Annotated in this window: 18 protein-coding genes; 8 read left to right on the top strand and 10 right to left on the bottom strand. The window is 70.8% G+C overall.

Annotation, left to right across the window (positions count from 1 at the left end; translation table 11 throughout):
- Positions 1–61 precede the first annotated feature (61 nt).
- The 4 genes from DEP02_RS29500 to DEP02_RS29485 all read right to left on the bottom strand — a co-directional run bounded on the left by DEP02_RS29500 (position 62) and on the right by DEP02_RS29485 (position 2562).
- The gene (locus tag DEP02_RS29500; RefSeq protein WP_112470736.1) at positions 62–580 is read right to left on the bottom strand and encodes a SixA phosphatase family protein; all 519 of its coding nucleotides are present in this window, start codon (positions 578–580) and stop codon (positions 62–64) included.
- A gap of 118 nt (positions 581–698) precedes the next feature.
- Positions 699–905: a hypothetical protein gene (locus DEP02_RS29495; protein WP_112470735.1), complete on the bottom strand. Its 207-nt coding sequence runs from the start codon at positions 903–905 to the stop codon at positions 699–701.
- A 185-nt stretch (positions 906–1090) separates the two neighbouring features.
- Positions 1091–1210 (bottom strand): SGM_5486 family transporter-associated protein, encoded by a 120-nt coding sequence (locus tag DEP02_RS35400; protein WP_112470734.1) that lies wholly within the window; start codon positions 1208–1210, stop codon positions 1091–1093.
- A gap of 50 nt (positions 1211–1260) precedes the next feature.
- Positions 1261–2562: a CynX/NimT family MFS transporter gene (locus DEP02_RS29485; protein ID WP_112470737.1), complete on the bottom strand. Its 1302-nt coding sequence runs from the start codon at positions 2560–2562 to the stop codon at positions 1261–1263.
- A 91-nt stretch (positions 2563–2653) separates the two neighbouring features.
- Between DEP02_RS29485 and DEP02_RS29480 the strand changes: the two genes are divergently transcribed.
- Positions 2654–3346, top strand: coding sequence for a FadR/GntR family transcriptional regulator (locus DEP02_RS29480; protein WP_112470733.1), 693 nt, complete (start codon positions 2654–2656; stop codon positions 3344–3346).
- Positions 3347–3573: 227 nt separating this feature from the next.
- Here the strand turns inward: DEP02_RS29480 and fabI are convergent, their stop codons facing one another.
- The 4 genes from fabI to DEP02_RS29460 form a co-directional block, all read right to left on the bottom strand.
- On the bottom strand, positions 3574–4341 hold the full coding sequence (gene fabI, locus DEP02_RS29475; protein WP_112470731.1) for an enoyl-ACP reductase FabI: 768 nt from the start codon (positions 4339–4341) through the stop codon (positions 3574–3576).
- Positions 4342–4346: 5 nt separating this feature from the next.
- Positions 4347–5051, bottom strand: coding sequence for a 3-oxoacyl-[acyl-carrier-protein] reductase (gene fabG / locus DEP02_RS29470; protein ID WP_112470730.1), 705 nt, complete (start codon positions 5049–5051; stop codon positions 4347–4349).
- Between the two features lie 175 nt (positions 5052–5226).
- The gene (locus DEP02_RS29465; RefSeq protein ID WP_112470728.1) at positions 5227–6387 is read right to left on the bottom strand and encodes an SEC-C domain-containing protein; all 1161 of its coding nucleotides are present in this window, start codon (positions 6385–6387) and stop codon (positions 5227–5229) included.
- 80 nt (positions 6388–6467) lie between these two features.
- Positions 6468–6872 (bottom strand): ATP-binding protein, encoded by a 405-nt coding sequence (locus tag DEP02_RS29460; protein ID WP_112470727.1) that lies wholly within the window; start codon positions 6870–6872, stop codon positions 6468–6470.
- A 47-nt stretch (positions 6873–6919) separates the two neighbouring features.
- Between DEP02_RS29460 and DEP02_RS29455 the strand changes: the two genes are divergently transcribed.
- From DEP02_RS29455 to tyrS, 5 genes are all read left to right on the top strand, one after another.
- Positions 6920–7705 carry a DUF5753 domain-containing protein gene (locus tag DEP02_RS29455; RefSeq protein ID WP_112470725.1) on the top strand — a complete coding sequence of 262 codons (786 nt, stop codon included), beginning with the start codon at positions 6920–6922 and terminating at the stop codon, positions 7703–7705.
- Positions 7702–7923 carry a DUF397 domain-containing protein gene (locus tag DEP02_RS29450; RefSeq protein WP_112470723.1) on the top strand — a complete coding sequence of 74 codons (222 nt, stop codon included), beginning with the start codon at positions 7702–7704 and terminating at the stop codon, positions 7921–7923. Before DEP02_RS29455 ends, DEP02_RS29450 begins: the two co-directional genes overlap by 4 nt.
- 166 nt (positions 7924–8089) lie before the next feature.
- Positions 8090–9613 (top strand): TldD/PmbA family protein, encoded by a 1524-nt coding sequence (locus tag DEP02_RS29445; protein WP_112470722.1) that lies wholly within the window; start codon positions 8090–8092, stop codon positions 9611–9613.
- Positions 9610–11004, top strand: a complete 1395-nt coding sequence (locus DEP02_RS29440; RefSeq protein ID WP_112470721.1) for a metallopeptidase TldD-related protein — start codon at positions 9610–9612, stop codon at positions 11002–11004. The genes DEP02_RS29445 and DEP02_RS29440 overlap by 4 nt, the downstream gene beginning before the upstream one ends.
- 75 nt (positions 11005–11079) lie before the next feature.
- Positions 11080–12348 (top strand): tyrosine--tRNA ligase, encoded by a 1269-nt coding sequence (gene tyrS, locus DEP02_RS29435; RefSeq protein ID WP_112470719.1) that lies wholly within the window; start codon positions 11080–11082, stop codon positions 12346–12348.
- 48 nt (positions 12349–12396) lie between these two features.
- Here tyrS and DEP02_RS29430 read toward each other — a convergent pair whose 3' ends face one another.
- The gene (locus DEP02_RS29430) at positions 12397–12687 is read right to left on the bottom strand and encodes a GlsB/YeaQ/YmgE family stress response membrane protein (protein WP_112470718.1); all 291 of its coding nucleotides are present in this window, start codon (positions 12685–12687) and stop codon (positions 12397–12399) included.
- 273 nt (positions 12688–12960) lie between these two features.
- Between DEP02_RS29430 and DEP02_RS29425 the strand changes: the two genes are divergently transcribed.
- Positions 12961–13359, top strand: coding sequence for a DUF3099 domain-containing protein (locus tag DEP02_RS29425; protein WP_112470717.1), 399 nt, complete (start codon positions 12961–12963; stop codon positions 13357–13359).
- 223 nt (positions 13360–13582) lie between these two features.
- Positions 13583–13801 carry a hypothetical protein gene (locus tag DEP02_RS29420; protein ID WP_112470716.1) on the top strand — a complete coding sequence of 73 codons (219 nt, stop codon included), beginning with the start codon at positions 13583–13585 and terminating at the stop codon, positions 13799–13801.
- A 4-nt stretch (positions 13802–13805) separates the two neighbouring features.
- Here DEP02_RS29420 and moaA read toward each other — a convergent pair whose 3' ends face one another.
- Complete coding sequence (gene moaA / locus DEP02_RS29415; protein ID WP_232839330.1) at positions 13806–14795, bottom strand: GTP 3',8-cyclase MoaA; 990 nt, start codon at positions 14793–14795, stop codon at positions 13806–13808.
- Positions 14796–14954 lie beyond the last annotated feature (159 nt).

Genomic DNA, 14954 nt, shown 5'->3' with positions numbered 1-14954 from the left:
GCCCGGCACCGCATGGGTGCCGGGCCGCCTCTCGCTCGGGCTCTCCGCTCGGGCCGCCGGGCTACTCCGACGGCGCCCAGTAGTCGAGCAGCGTGGCCACGCCCGGCTCCAGGGTCTTCCAGGAGCCGTCGAAGGACACCAGGGCGAACGCCGCTGCCGGGAATCCGCGGCGGCTCATCCGCTCGCGGGCGTCGTCCTCGGCCGAACCGGACAGCACCTCGGCCAGGCCCTGGATGCCCGGGTTGTGGCCGACGAGGATCAGGTTCCGCACGTCGTCCGGTGTTTCGTTGAGCACGGCGATCAGCTCGCCGGGCGAGGCCTCGTAGACCCGCTCCTCGTAGACGGTTTTCGGCCGCTGTGGCAACTCGTGGACGGCGAGCTTCCAGGTCTCACGGGTGCGGGTCGCGGTCGAGCACAGGGCCAGGTCGAAGGGGAGACCGGTGTCGGCGAGCTTTCGACCGGCGACTGCGGCATCCGTGCGGCCTCGCTCGGCGAGCGGTCGTTCGTGGTCGGTCACCTGTGGCCAGTCGGCTTTCGCATGCCGGAAGAGGACGATCCTGCGGGGTTCTGCGACGCTCATGGCACCCAGCTTCGCATGAAACAGGCCACGAGGCGCAGGGAGTTGACATGCGGCTTCTCGGCCGGCGCGGGCGGCACGGGGCCGTGCCCGAGGGCGCCTGGGCGGGGCGGCGCGGGCGTCATCGGGCGAGCAGCTCCTGGAGGCGCTGGAACAGCTGGGTGATGGCGGGGGCCCCGGCGGTCGCGTGGGCGTCCGCCGGGTTCAGTATCAGGGCGAGCAGCGCGACGAACGCCAGGACGGGCAGGGCCAGGGCCCACCACGGCAGCCGGGAGTCGACGCCGCCCGTGGTCTCCGGGTGGGGCCGGGTGTGCGTACGGGCCGACATGATCGCCTCCGCTGGTCTCCGAGGTGCGTGAACCGCCTCTCGCGGTCTCCTCTCGAAGCTACGGAATCCGCGCTCCCCGGCCCATCCGGTGATCCACCTACTTGACCCTGACCCTCGCCCCCTAGGGGATGGGGGGTTATCCCCAGTACCGGCTCTGATACGGCGGAGTCACGACGACGCGAGGGTCACGGCGACGCGAGGGTCGCGATGATGGCGATGATCACGAAGATGGCGAAGAACGCGCTGAGAACGATCAGCAGTTTCTTCTGGCCGTTCTGCGGGTCCGGGTCGAGCACAGGCTGCATGCGCCCCAGTCTCGCACCCTTCGCCCGGAAGGCGGCCTCCGGGGCCCGCCTCAGCGCGCCGCCTCGTCCTCCACCGTGCGGTTGCGGCCGGCCAGGTAGCCCGCCACCGTCTGCGGGACCAACAGCCCGGCCATGAGTGCGAGGGGCACCCCCCAGCCACCGCTGCTCTGATACAGCACGCCGACCAGCAGGGGCCCCGGGATGGAGATCAGGTAGCCGGTGCTCTGGGCGAACGCGGACAGCTTGGCCACGCCCGGGCCGGTCCTGGCCCGCATGCCGACCATGGTGAGCGCGAGCGGGAAGGCGCAGTTGGCCACGCCGAGGAGCAGGGCCCAGACCCAGGCCCCTGCGGCCGGAGCGACGTACAGACCGGCGTAGCCGGCCAGGCCGCAGACGCCGAGCACCAGCACGATCGGGCCCTGCTGGGGCAGCCGGGTGGCCAGGCGCGGGATGACGAAGGCCAGCGGGACGCCCATCACCATCGTGACCGCGAGGAGCAGTCCGGCCGTGCCGGCGGGGACGCCCGCGTCCCGGAAGATCTGCGCCATCCAGCCCATCGTGATGTAGGCGGCGGTGGCCTGGAGCCCGAAGAAGACGGCCAGCGCCCAGGCGGTACGGCTCCGGGTTATCCGCAGGGCCGGTGCCTGCGTCTCCCGCGCGGGTCCGGTGCGGGCCGGTGCCTGCGCGGCGGGCTCGGCTCCCCGGTCCCGTAGCAGCGGCAGCCACGGCAGCACGGCCACCGCGGCGAGCAGCGCCCACGCCGAGAGCCCCGACTGCCAGCTGTGGCCCAGCACCCCGGCCAGGGGCACGGTCACCGCGGCGGCGGCCGAGGTGCCCATGGCGAGGGCCATCGAGTACAGGCCGGTCATGGAACCGATCCGGTCGGGGAACCAGCGCTTGACGATGACCGGCATCAGGACGTTGCTGACGGCGATGCCCATGAGCGCGAGCGCGCTGGCGGCCAGGAAGGCGGGCGTGCTGCCCACGTAGGGCCGTACGGCGAGTCCGGCGGCGATGGCGACCATGCCCGCGCACACCACCGCGGCGGATCCGAAGCGGCGGGCCAGCCGAGGGGCCATGACGCCGAAGACGGCGAAGCAGAGCGGGGGCACCGAGGTGAGCAGGCCGGCCACGCTGCCGCTCATGCCGAGCCCGGCGCGGACCTCCTCCAGGAGCGCGCCGAGGCTGGTGATGGCGGGGCGGAGGTTCAGCGCGGACAGCACGATGCCGACGACGACCAGGCGCGTCGTCCACGCGCGCGTGGACCTTCCCCGGCCTTCCCGGGGAGCGTCGGTCGCGGCCCGGGCCCGTCCGGTCGTCGACGTCGTGGTCCGGGTTTCCTCGCTCGGCATGGGCTCCATCATAGAATCATGGGATGAATTGCTGTCCATACTGTCTGCGGAATGGACAGCGACTTCCGGGTCCCCCGTGCGAAGGTGTGCCATGCCCCTGAGCCTTCCGCGCCGGTCGGCGCTGTCCGAACAGGTCATCGCCGCGCTGCGGCACCAGATCACCTCGGGCGAGTGGCCGGTCGGCTCCCGCATCCCGACGGAGCCGGAGCTGGTGGAACAGCTCGGCGTCGCCCGCAACACCGTCCGCGAGGCGGTCCGCGCACTCGCCCACAACGGCCTGCTGGACATCCGCCAGGGTTCCGGCACGTACGTCGTGGCCACCAGCGAGCTGACGGGCGTGATGCAGCGCCGGTTCGCCGGGGCCGACCCGCGGCACATCGCCGAGCTGCGCTCCGCGCTGGAGTCGGCCGCGGCGCGGCTGGCCGCCGAACGGCGCACCGAGAAGGACCTCAAGCAGTTGCACACACAGCTGCTGCGGCGCGAGGAGGCCTGGCAGTCCGGTGACAAGGAGGTGTTCGTGACCGCGGACGCCACATTCCACCTGGCGGTGGTGGCCGCCTCCCACAACGACGTCATGACCGCGATGTACGCGGATCTCGGCGAGGTGCTGCGCGACTGGCTGCGCGCGGACGTCGGCGCGGAGCTCACCCCGGACACGTACATGGACCACTCCCGGCTGCTCGACGCCATCCGCGCGGGCGACACCGAGACGGCCGCCGCGGAGGCCGCGAGCTACCCGCTGCTGTGCCGCCCGGGCCGCTTCAGCCCACCCGCCGGCGACTGACCCGGCACGGCACGGCGTCGGCCCGGCCACGCGTACGGCGGTCGCCCCCGCCACTCGTACGGCGAAGGCAGGCCCCAAAACACCAGCGACCGGCCCTTGGCCACAGCGCCCTGCTCACCGCCCCTGGCCACGGCCCTCCGGGAGGCCGAAGGCCCCTGACGGCGGAGAGCCCGCACCCCCAAGGGGTGCGGGCTCTCCGGCACGTCGGCCGAGCTCAGCGGCAGCGGTCACGCGCCGACGGCGTGCAGGCCGCCGTCCACGTGGATGATCTCGCCGGTGGTCTTCGGGAACCAGTCGCTCAGCAGGGCGACGATGCCGCGGCCGGCCGGCTCCGGGTCCTTCAGGTCCCACTCCAGGGGGGCGCGGGTGTCCCACACCGAGGCCAGCTCGCTGAAGCCGGGGATGGACTTGGCGGCCATGGAACCGAGGGGGCCCGCCGAGATGAGGTTGCAGCGGATGTTCTGCTTGCCGAGGTCGCGCGCCATGTAGCGGCTGGTGGCCTCCAGGGCGGCCTTGGCCGGGCCCATCCAGTCGTACTGCGGCCAGGCGTACTGGGCGTCGAAGGTGAGGCCGACGACCGAGCCGCCGTTCTGCATCAGCGGCAGGCAGGCCATGGTCAGCGACTTCAGGGAGAACGCCGAGACGTGCATGGCGGTGGAGACCGACTCGAACGGCGTGTTGAGGAAGTTGCCGCCGAGCGCGTCCTGCGGCGCGAAGCCGATGGAGTGCACGACGCCGTCGAGGCCGCCGAGCTCCTCGCCGACGACGTCGGCCAGACGGCCCAGGTGCTCGTCGTTGGTGACGTCGAGCTCGATGACCTTGGTGGGCTTCGGCAGCTTCTTGGCGATGCGCTCGGTCAGCGTGGGGCGCGGGAACGCGGTCAGGATGATCTCCGCGCCCTCCTCCTGGGCCAGCTTGGCCGCGTGGAAGGCGATGGAGGACTCCGTCAGCACACCGGTGATCAGGATGCGCTTGCCCTCGAGAATTCCGCTCATGGTGATCAGTGACCCATTCCCAGTCCGCCGTCAACAGGGATGACGGCTCCAGTGATGTACGAGGCGTCGTCCGAGGCGAGGAACCGCACCGCCGCGGCGATCTCCTCCGACTGCGCGTACCGGGCGAGCGGCACCTGCGCGAGGATCTTCGTCTGCTGTTCCTCGGTGAGCTCCCTGGTCATGTCGGTGTCGACGAAACCGGGCGCGACGACGTTGAAGGTGATGTTGCGCGAGCCCAGCTCCCGGGCGAGGGAGCGCGCGAAGCCGACCAGCGCGGCCTTGGAGGCGGCGTAGTTCGCCTGCCCGGCGGAACCGAGGAGCCCGACGACCGACGAGATGAGCACGACGCGGCCCTTCTTGGCCCGCAGCATGCCGCGGTTCGCGCGCTTGACCACGCGGAAGGTGCCGGTGAGGTTGGTGTCGATGACCGAGGTGAAGTCCTCCTCGGACATACGCATCAGGAGCTGGTCCTTGTTGATGCCGGCGTTGGCGACGAGGACCTCGACGGGGCCGTGCTCAGCCTCGATCTCCTTGTAGGCCTGCTCCACCTGCTCGCTGTCGGTGATGTCGCACTTGACGGCGAGGAAGCCCTTGGGGGGCTCGCCCGAGCGGTACGTGATCGCGACCTTGTCGCCGGCGTCGGCGAACGCGCGGGCGATGGCGAGGCCGATGCCCCGGTTACCTCCGGTGACGAGAACCGAGCGGCTCAACGGATCACCCTTTCGATAGCGGTCTGTCAGCGTTCCGACAACCGCCCGAGCGCATGGACGACAGGCGGCTTCACCGAAAACCTATCGGTCCGACCACGTCGAAGGGCAATCCGGCACCGACAGTGGCGCATGGCGCCTCCTGTCGGGTTCCTACAGTCGGGAGTCCCCGGCCGACTCAGTTCATGGCGGGGCTTCCGCAGCACTTCTTGTACTTGCGGCCCGAGCCGCACCAGCAGGGGCCGTTGCGCGGTGGCGGCCAGGTGGTCGCCTGTCCGCGGCGGGCGAGTTCGGCCGCGTACGCGGAGCGGGTGGCGGAAGTGTCGGGAGAGCCGCCCTCCGCCTCGGCGTGGGCCTGGAGCCCGGCGACCGTGGCGCGGCCGACCGCGAGGTGCGGGGCGCCCTCGTCCGACAGTTCGCGCAGACTGCGCTCCACCTGGCGGAGGTGGGCGGCGTGGTCGTCGCCGTACGCCTCCACGGCCTTCGGCCGGCGCTGAAGCAGCAGAGCGAACTCCTCCGCGGGCCAGAACAGGACACAGGCCCGCAGCGGGCCGGTACGTGCGATGTGCTCCTCCTCTTCCGGTTCCATCACCTCCGCCAACTCCCTGATCTCGGCCTCAAGGGCTTTCGGGCCTTCCTCCTTGAGCCGCCTGAGCCGGATCGGGTCGTGCATCTCGTCGAGGGAGCGCATCCGTCCGCGCAGGGGCGAGGCACGGCGTTCATGGAGCTCGTCGGCGGCCTCGTCCCAGTCGTCGTGCGGGACACCGAGCAGGCGGCGCACCCGATGGCGGCCGATGACCAGCGACTCCAGGTCGAAGCCGTCCGGGTGTTCCTCGACCGTGTCCGCGGTGACCGGCGTCCCGGCGCCCAGGACGTGCGTGATGCCGGCCGTGTACCACTCCGCGGCCGTCGCCGTCTCGTCCGCCTCCTCGAAGCACTCGGCGACGAACATCCAGGCACCCGCGTCCCGTGGATGGCGTGCCCGGAACGCCGCCGCGCCCGCGCGGGCCTCCTCCCGACGTTGGAGATCCCACAGCACGCTGATACGGAAGGCGTCCACGAGGTCGTACCTCTCGCTGCCGCCCTCCCCCTCCCCCTGCCCCAGCCCCAGCCCCAGCCCCAGAAGCCTCTCGTACACCGCGAGCGCCCGCTCGGATTCGCCCGCGTCCCGCCATGCGTCGGCGGCTTCCATGAGGAGCTCCTCGCGCTCTTCGGGGTACTGCTCCGCGAGCCGTTCGTAGTCCTCGGCTGCCTGGACCAGGGTGCTGGGCCCGGAAACCGGGCTCCACCCGCTCTTACGGGCCTTCTTCTTGCCGGTGTTACGGCTCTTGCTGGGCATGGACCGACCGTAGTGCGGCCGGGCTCGGACCAGCCGGAGTCCCCCTGGAATCACTCCTCCGGGTGATCTCCGCGCGAGGCTCAGCTTCCCGGGACCGGGACGCGACAGCGGATCTGCTTGCCCACAGGTGTCTCGGACACCTGCCAGCCCGGCGCGAGCAGGTCGACGAGTGCCAGTCCGCGCCCCGACTCGACGCGCGGGTCATCGAGTCGTACGCCTGTGAGGCGTGGCCGGGTGTCGCGGCGCGGGTCGTGGAGACGGACCCAGGCGGCGGTGGGGGCAGAGGGGCCGACGCGGCGGGGGTTCGCGGAGTGCGCGGTCACCGACTCCAGCTCCAGCTCCGCCACGAGCGGGACGAAGTCACCGCAGGCCCGGACCGCGTTGCCGCACAGCTCGGAGAGCACCAGCTGTACGGCATGGGTGAGTTCGTTGTCGGCGCCGACCCCGCAGAGGGTCTTCTCGACGAGTCCGCGGACGGCACGCAGGTGCTGCGGGGTGGCGGAGAGGTGGAGGACGAAGCCGGTGGGAGTGGGTGTGGGGTACCAGCCGAGGGTGGGGGCAGGGGCTGGGCCGCCCGAAGCTGTCGAAGATCGAGAACGCCGTTCAGGGCATCAAGCCTGGTGACCTTTCCGAACTGCTCAAGGTGTACGGAGTGACAGACCCGGACATCGGCGCGGTCCTGGAGACCCTGCGCAGCGATGCCCTCAAGAAGGGCTGGTGGCAGGCCTACTCGGGCATCGTGCAGCCCGCGTACGCCGACTACATCTCGCTGGAGTCGGACGCAGAGCAGATCTGTGCCTGGACTCCGCTCCTGATCCCCGGGCTGCTCCAGACCGCCGCGTACGCACGGGAAACGATCGCCGGTATCACGACGACCCGTACGCCGGAAGAAGTCGCCGCACTCGCCGAAGTACGTATGGCACGACAGTCCGTGCTGCCCCGGCCCGGTGTACCGCTGGAGCTGTGGGCCATCATCCATGAGGCAGCGCTGCACCAGCGGTTCGCCGCCCGCCCGGCCACCATGCGCGAGCAGCTGCGCAAGCTGCTCGACACCGCCGAGCTTCCCGACGTCACCGTCCAGATCATGCCCTTGAGCTCCACCGCGCACCCGGGGCTCGAAGGGGGCTTCAGTCTCACCAAGTTCAGGCCGCCCCTGCCGAATGTCGTGCTCTTGGAGAACGCCGGGAGCGCGACATACGTTGAGGGCGACGACGCGGCCCCCTTCGAGAGGGCGTACGAGCGCATCCGGGCCACGGCACTCTCGGTGGAGGACTCGCTCGTCCGCGTCGCCGAGTTGGAAGAAGGCCTGAGACAGTGACCGATCGCAAGACCGGCTTGTACGCCTTGGACCTCACGAGCGCCGTGTGGCGCAAGTCCTCCGCGAGTGGGGCGGAGAACGACTGCGTGGAGATCGCCGAACTGCCCGGCGGCGGGCGGGCCGTGCGGGACTCCAAGAACCCCGGTCGGGAGCCGTTGCGGTTCACCGCGTCGGAGTGGGCGGCGTTCCGTACCGGGGTCATGGCCGGGGAGCTCTGAGCCGGGGCGAGGCCGCGCCCTGACAATCCGCGCGGCTTCCGGTGTGCCGCCTCGCCGCTGGAAGTGTTCAGTCTGTGTGGCAAGGGGGGACGTGCTTCACTTCGGTCTTGCGTATGAGCTGCACAAGCAGGACGCAGTCACTGGCCGGAGCGAAGGGAAGCCATTCGTGCCCCATGAAGTCGATCAGTCATTCCTGGCGCTGCCCCTGCGTGCCCTCGCCGACGCCGCGCTCGCACGCGCGCGTGCGCTCGGGGCCGAGCACGCGGACTTCCGTCTGGAGCGGGTGCGCAGCGCCTCCTGGCGGCTGCGGGACGCCAAACCCGCCGGGTCGTCCGACACCACCGACCTCGGGTACGCGGTGCGGGTCGTGCACGGCGGGAGCTGGGGGTTCGCCTCCGGGGTGGATCTGACGCTGGACGCGGCCGCCAAGGTGGCCTCGCAGGCCGTGGCGATGGCCAAGCTGTCCGCCGAGGTGATCCGGGCCGCCGGGTCGGATGAGCGGGTGGAGCTGGCCGACGAGCCGGTGCACGCCGAGAAGACGTGGGTGTCGTCGTACGAGATCGACCCGTTCTCCGTGCCCGACCAGGAGAAGTCCGGGCTGCTCGCCGAGTGGAGCGCGCGGCTGCTCGCCGCCGACGGGGTCGACCATGTCGACGCCTCGTTGCTCACCGTGCACGAGAACAAGTTCTACGCCGACACCGCGGGGACCGTGACCACGCAGCAGCGGGTACGGCTGCATCCGCAGCTGACCGCCGTGTCGGTGGACGAGTCCAGTGGCGAGTTCGACTCGATGCGGACGCTGGCCCCGCCCGTCGGGCGCGGCTGGGAGTACCTCACCGGGACCGGATGGGACTGGGACGGCGAGCTGGAGCAGATTCCTGAGCTGCTCGCCGAGAAGATGCGGGCGCCGAGTGTCGAGGCGGGTGTGTACGACCTGGTCGTCGATCCCTCCAACCTGTGGCTGACCATCCACGAGTCCATCGGGCACGCCACCGAGCTGGACCGGGCCCTCGGCTACGAGGCCGCCTACGCCGGCACCTCCTTCGCCACCTTCGACCAGCTGGGCAAGCTGAAGTACGGCTCCGAGCTGATGAACGTCACCGGCGACCGCACCGCCGAGCACGGGCTCGCGACCGTCGGCTACGACGACGAGGGCGTCGAGGCGCAGTCCTGGGACCTGGTCAAGGACGGGACGCTGGTCGGTTATCAACTGGATCGCAGGATCGCCCGGCTGACCGGATTCCAGCGGTCCAACGGGTGCGCGTTCGCCGACTCCCCCGGGCATGTGCCCGTGCAGCGCATGGCGAACGTGTCGCTCCAGCCCGATCCGGCCGGGCTGTCGACCGAGGATCTCATCGGGAGCGTCGACCGGGGCGTCTACGTCGTCGGGGACCGGTCCTGGTCCATCGACATGCAGCGGTACAACTTCCAGTTCACCGGGCAGCGGTTCTTCCGGATCGAGAACGGGCGGCTGGCCGGGCAGCTGCGGGACGTCGCCTACCAGGCGAACACGACCGACTTCTGGGGCTCCATGGCGGCCGTCGGCGGCCCGCAGACGTACGTCCTCGGGGGCGCCTTCAACTGCGGCAAGGCCCAGCCGGGGCAGATCGCGGCCGTCTCCCACGGCTGTCCGTCGGCCCTCTTCAAGGGCGTCAACATCCTCAACACCACGCAGGAGGCCGGTCGATGAGCCCGCGCAACGTCAAGCCGCACGAGGTCGTCGAGCGCGCCCTCTCCCTGTCCCGGGCCGACGGGTGCGTCGTGATCGCCGACGAGTACTCGACCGCCAATCTGCGCTGGGCGGGCAACGCGCTCACCACGAACGGGGTCACGCGCGGGCGTACGCTCACCGTCGTCGCCACCGTCGACGGCAAGGAGGGCACCGCCTCGGGTGTCGTGTCGAGGGCCGCCGTGACCCAGGAGGAGCTGGAGCCGCTGGTGCGGGCCGCGGAGGCCGCCGCGCGCGGGGCGGGGCCCGCGGAGGACGCGCAGCCGCTGGTGACGGACGTACCTCAGTCGCCCGACTTCGCCGACGCTCCCGCCGAGACCTCCTCGGCGGTGTTCACGGACTTCGCGCCGGCCCTCGGTGAGGCGTTCGCACGCGCGCGTGCCGGTGGCCGTGAGCTGTACGGCTTCGCCAACCACGAGATGGTGTCGACCTACGTGGGGACGTCGACGGGGCTGCGGCTGCGCCACGACCAGCCGAACGGCACGCTGGAGCTGAACGCCAAGTCCCCGGACCGTACGCGCTCGGCCTGGGCGGGCCGGTCGACGCGCGACTTCAAGGACGTCGACCCGGCGGCGCTGGACGCGGAGCTGGCCGTACGGCTCGGCTGGGCCGAGCGGCGGGTCGAGCTGCCCGCCGGGCGGTACGAGACGTTGCTGCCGCCGACCGCGGTCGCGGACCTGCTGATCTACCAGGTGTGGTCGTCGTCGGGCCGGGACGCCGTCGAGGGGCGCACGGTGTTCTCCAAGCCGGGCGGCGGCACGCGCCTCGGCGAGAAGCTGAGCGAGCTGCCGCTGACGCTGCGCAGCGATCCGTACGCGCCCGGCCTGGAGTGCGCGCCGTTCGTGGTCGCGCACTCCTCCGGGCACGACCACTCGGTGTTCGACAACGGGTTGCCGGTGCGGGCCACCGAGTGGATCGCCGGCGGTGAGCTGAAGCACCTGCTGACCACCCGGCACAGCGCCGGTCTGACCGGTCTGCCCCTCGCCCCGTCGGCCGGGAACCTGATCCTGGACGGCGGCACCGACCGCTCGCTGGAGGAGATGGCCGCCGGCACCGAGCGCGGACTGCTGCTGACCTGCCTGTGGTACATCCGCGAGGTGGACCCGGCGACGCTGCTGCTCACGGGGCTGACCCGGGACGGGGTGTACCTCGTGGAGAACGGCGAGGTGACCGGCGAGGTCAACAACTTCCGGTTCAACGAGTCGCCGGTGGACCTGCTGGGCCGGGCGACCGAGGCCGGGCGCACCGAGAAGACCCTGCCGCGGGAATGGGGCGACTACTTCACCCGGGCCGCCATGCCCGCGCTGCGCATCCCCGATTTCAACATGAGCTCTGTCAGTCAGGGCGTATAACCTCGTATGCGTTCGCGGTCGGTGTCACCCGACCGCGCGAAGATCATTGATCATCACCGAGGAGACACGAGAACCGTGACGGACATCGTCGACGAGCTGAAGTGGCGGGGTCTTTTCGCCCTGTCCACCGACGAGGACGCTTTGCGCAAGGCGCTCGCGGACGGTCCCGTCACTTTCTATTGCGGCTTCGACCCGACGGCGCCGTCGCTGCATGTGGGGCACCTGGTGCAGGTGCTCACCGTGCGCCGGCTCCAGCAGGCCGGTCACCGGCCGCTGGCGCTGGTCGGCGGCGCCACGGGCCTGATCGGCGACCCGCGCCCGACCGCGGAGCGCACGCTGAACGACCCGGAGACGGTGGCCGGCTGGGTGGAGAGGCTGCGCCGCCAGATCGAGCCGTTCCTGTCCTTCGAGGGCGAGAACGCGGCGGTCATGGTGAACAACCTGGACTGGACGCAGGGTCTCTCCGCGATCGAGTTCCTGCGGGACATCGGCAAGCACTTCCGTGTCAACAAGATGCTGACCAAGGACTCGGTGGCCCGGCGTCTGGAGTCCGACCAGGGCATCAGCTACACCGAGTTCAGCTACCAGATCCTGCAGGGCATGGACTTCCTGCAGCTCTACCGGCGCTACGGCTGCACGCTCCAGCAGGGCGGCAGCGACCAGTGGGGCAACCTCACGGCGGGTCTGGACCTGATCCACCGGCTGGAGCCGGACGCCGAGGTGCACGCGATGGCGACGCCGCTGATGACGAAGGCGGACGGCACCAAGTTCGGCAAGACCGAGGGCGGCGCCGTCTGGCTCGACCCGGAGATGACGACGCCGTACGCGTTCTACCAGTTCTGGCTGAACGTGGACGACCGGGACATCTCCCGCTACCTGCGCATCCTGTCCTTCAAGTCCCGTGAGGAGCTGGAGGAGCTGGAGCGGCAGACCGAGGAGCGTCCGCAGGCGCGGGCCGCGCAGCGCGCGTTGGCGGAGGAACTGACGACGCTGGTGCACGGCGCCGACCAGACGGCCGCCGTGATCGCCGCGTCCAGGGCCCTGTTCGGCCAGGGCGATCTCGCGGAGCTGGACCGGCGGACGCTGGCCGCGGCGCTGGCGGAGGTGCCGTACATCGAAGTCGCCGAGCTCGGCCCGGTGGTCGACCTGTTCGCCGAGGTCGGCCTGGTGCCCAGCAAGTCGGCCGCCCGCCGCACGGTGAAGGAGGGCGGCGCCTACGTGAACAACGTCAAGGTCACCGCCGAGGACGCGGTTCCCGCCGAGGAGGAACTGCTGCACGGCCGCTGGCTGGTGCTGCGCCGGGGCAAGAAGAACCTGGCGGCCGTCGAGGTCACGGGCGGCTGAGTCCGGACGTACGACGAAACAGGACGTACGACGAGGCGGCGGGTCCGGCTACGCCTGCTGGGCCCGCTGCCGCTTCTTGTTGCCCCACAGGGCCATGTACGCCATGTCGCCGAGGGCGACGATGATGATGGCGGCCACGATCTGGAAGATGTGCCGGCTCCAGTCGATGCCGCGGGTCGAGGCGACACCGAGCGCGCCGGCGATCGCGTTGCCGACGATCGCGCCGAGGATGCCGAAGATCGTGGTCAGCCAGATCGGGCTGTGCTGCTTGCCGGGGATGACCGCCTTCGCGATCAGGCCCAGTATGAAACCCACGATGATCGCCCACAACCAGCCCATGGCTGCCTCCTCGTCCGGCTCGACGTGAGCATTGCACTCAGTGTCGGCCAGGTGGCCGTAAGTCGCATGCCGGGCGGGGCGGCCCCCGGTCGCCCACCCGCGCGGGCAGGGCGTGGGCCGTTCGTGCAGGCAGGCGGGGCCCGGTCTCGTGGGCGGTGCCCGCGCGGCGTACCGTGGGGAGAGTGCGGGCCGGCGTTCTCGACCGGTTTCGGAAGGGATACGGGCCGGGTGGGGACCGGGGAGTTGTCCGATGCGGACGAATGGTGGATTGTGATGCGGAAACTGCATGGCGAGGGCAACGGCCAGGTGTTCCGGATCACGGGAGCCCGGGCGGGCCTGCAGGAGGACGTGCGTACCAGGCAGCGCCGGTATGTCATCTCGATGTCGATCCGTACGGTGTCGGTGATCCTAGCGGTGGTGCTGTGGCACGTCGAGCACTACGTGGCGATCGTGGCTCTGGTACTCGGCGCGGCGCTGCCCTACATCGCCGTGGTCATCGCGAACGCGGGGCGGGAGAACGCTCCCGAGCTGCCGTCCACATTCGTCACCATGCCGATGAAGCCGATGATCACTCCCCCGCGGACCGACGACGACTTCGCCCGGTCCACCCCGGAAGACTCCACCGCCGACCCTGCGGCGGGCGCGGCGAGCGAGCCGCGCGACGGGGCCTGACCGGCGCCGGAAGGGGCCCGGAAACCGTCTCCGGGCAGGCACTTCGCGGGAAGCTCAAGAAAAGCTCAGATCAATCATGCTGTTCCGGTGCCGGGCGGCGGGTTACCCATGACATACTTCCTACGCGCTCCGCATCCCCCGTCGGAGCGACGGACCGACGCCGGGCAGCTCCCCCCGTGGCTGCTCGGCGTCGCCCTGTTCACGTGGCTGTGAGACGAAAGCTGTGACTGACGAAACCCCGATCTGCTCCGCCAAGGGCTGCCGTGCCGCCTCCGTATGGGTGCTGGCCTGGAACAACCCGAAGATCCACACGCCTCAGCGCCGCAAGACGTGGCTGGCGTGCGAGGAACACCGCGAGCACCTGTCGCAGTTCCTCGGGGTGCGGGGGTTCCTGAAGGACGTCGTGAAGTTCGAGGAGTGGGAAGCGCCCGAGGGCGCCTGATCCCTCAGCCGCCGATCGCCGACATCGGCCGCTCCGGCTGGACGAACGAGGGGTCGTCCAGGCCCGCGCCGGCCTTCTTGCCCCACATCGCCACCCGCCAGATGCGGGCGATCTCCTCGTCTGGCGCACCGGAGCGCAGGGCGGCGCGCAGGTCGGTCTCCTCGGTGGCGAACAGGCAGGTGCGGATCTGGCCGTCGGCCGTGAGGCGGGTGCGGTCGCAGGCCGCGCAGAACGGGCGGGTGACGGAGGCGATGACACCGACGCGGTGCGGGCCGCCGTCGACGATCCACCGCTCGGCCGGGGCCGAACCACGCTCCTCGGCGCCCTCGGGGGTCAGCTCGAAGCGGGTGCGCAGCGAGGCCAGGATGTCTCCGGCCGTGACCATGCCCTCACGTTTCCAGCCGTGCTGGGGGTCCAGGGGCATCTGCTCGATGAAGCGCAGCTCGTAGTCGTGCTCCACCGCCCAGGCCAGCAGGTCGGGGGCCTCGTCCTCGTTCAGGCCGGGCATCAGGACCGTGTTGACCTTCACCGGGGTCAGGCCGGCCTCGCGGGCGGCCCGCAGACCCTCGATGACGTCCTTGTGGCGGTCCCGGCGGGTGAGAGCCTTGAAGACGTCCGGGCGCAGGGTGTCCAGGGAGACGTTGACCCGGTCCAGGCCGGCCGCCTTCAGGGCGCTCGCCGTGCGCCTGAGTCCGATGCCGTTGGTGGTCAGCGACATCCGGGGGCGGGGGTCCAGGGCCGCGACCCGCTCGACGATGCCGACCAGGCCGGGGCGCAGCAGGGGTTCGCCGCCGGTGAAGCGGACCTCCTTGATGCCGAGGCGGGAGACGGCGATGTCGATCAGGCGGACGATCTCGTCGTCGGTGAGCAGGGTGGGCTTGGCCAGCCACTGCAGGCCCTCCTCGGGCATGCAGTACGTGCAGCGCAGGTTGCACCGGTCGGTCAGTGAGACCCTCAGGTCGGTGGCCACTCGGCCGTAGGTGTCGATGAGCACGTGGGCCCCCTCCCTCGTCATGGATCCCTGATTCCTGTGATGGATCTCTCTTTCCCGTCCCTTGCGAGACTACGCGACCCCGCTGACAACGACAGCGCCCGAAGCCACGGGAATACGGGACGGCCGCGCCGCAGGGCCCGTGAAGCCCTGCGGCGCGGC

Source organism: Streptomyces triticisoli, from assembly GCF_003270085.1.
Classification (GTDB): Bacteria; Actinomycetota; Actinomycetes; order Streptomycetales; family Streptomycetaceae; genus Streptomyces; species Streptomyces triticisoli.
This window is presented reverse-complemented; position numbering and strand designations above follow the sequence as displayed.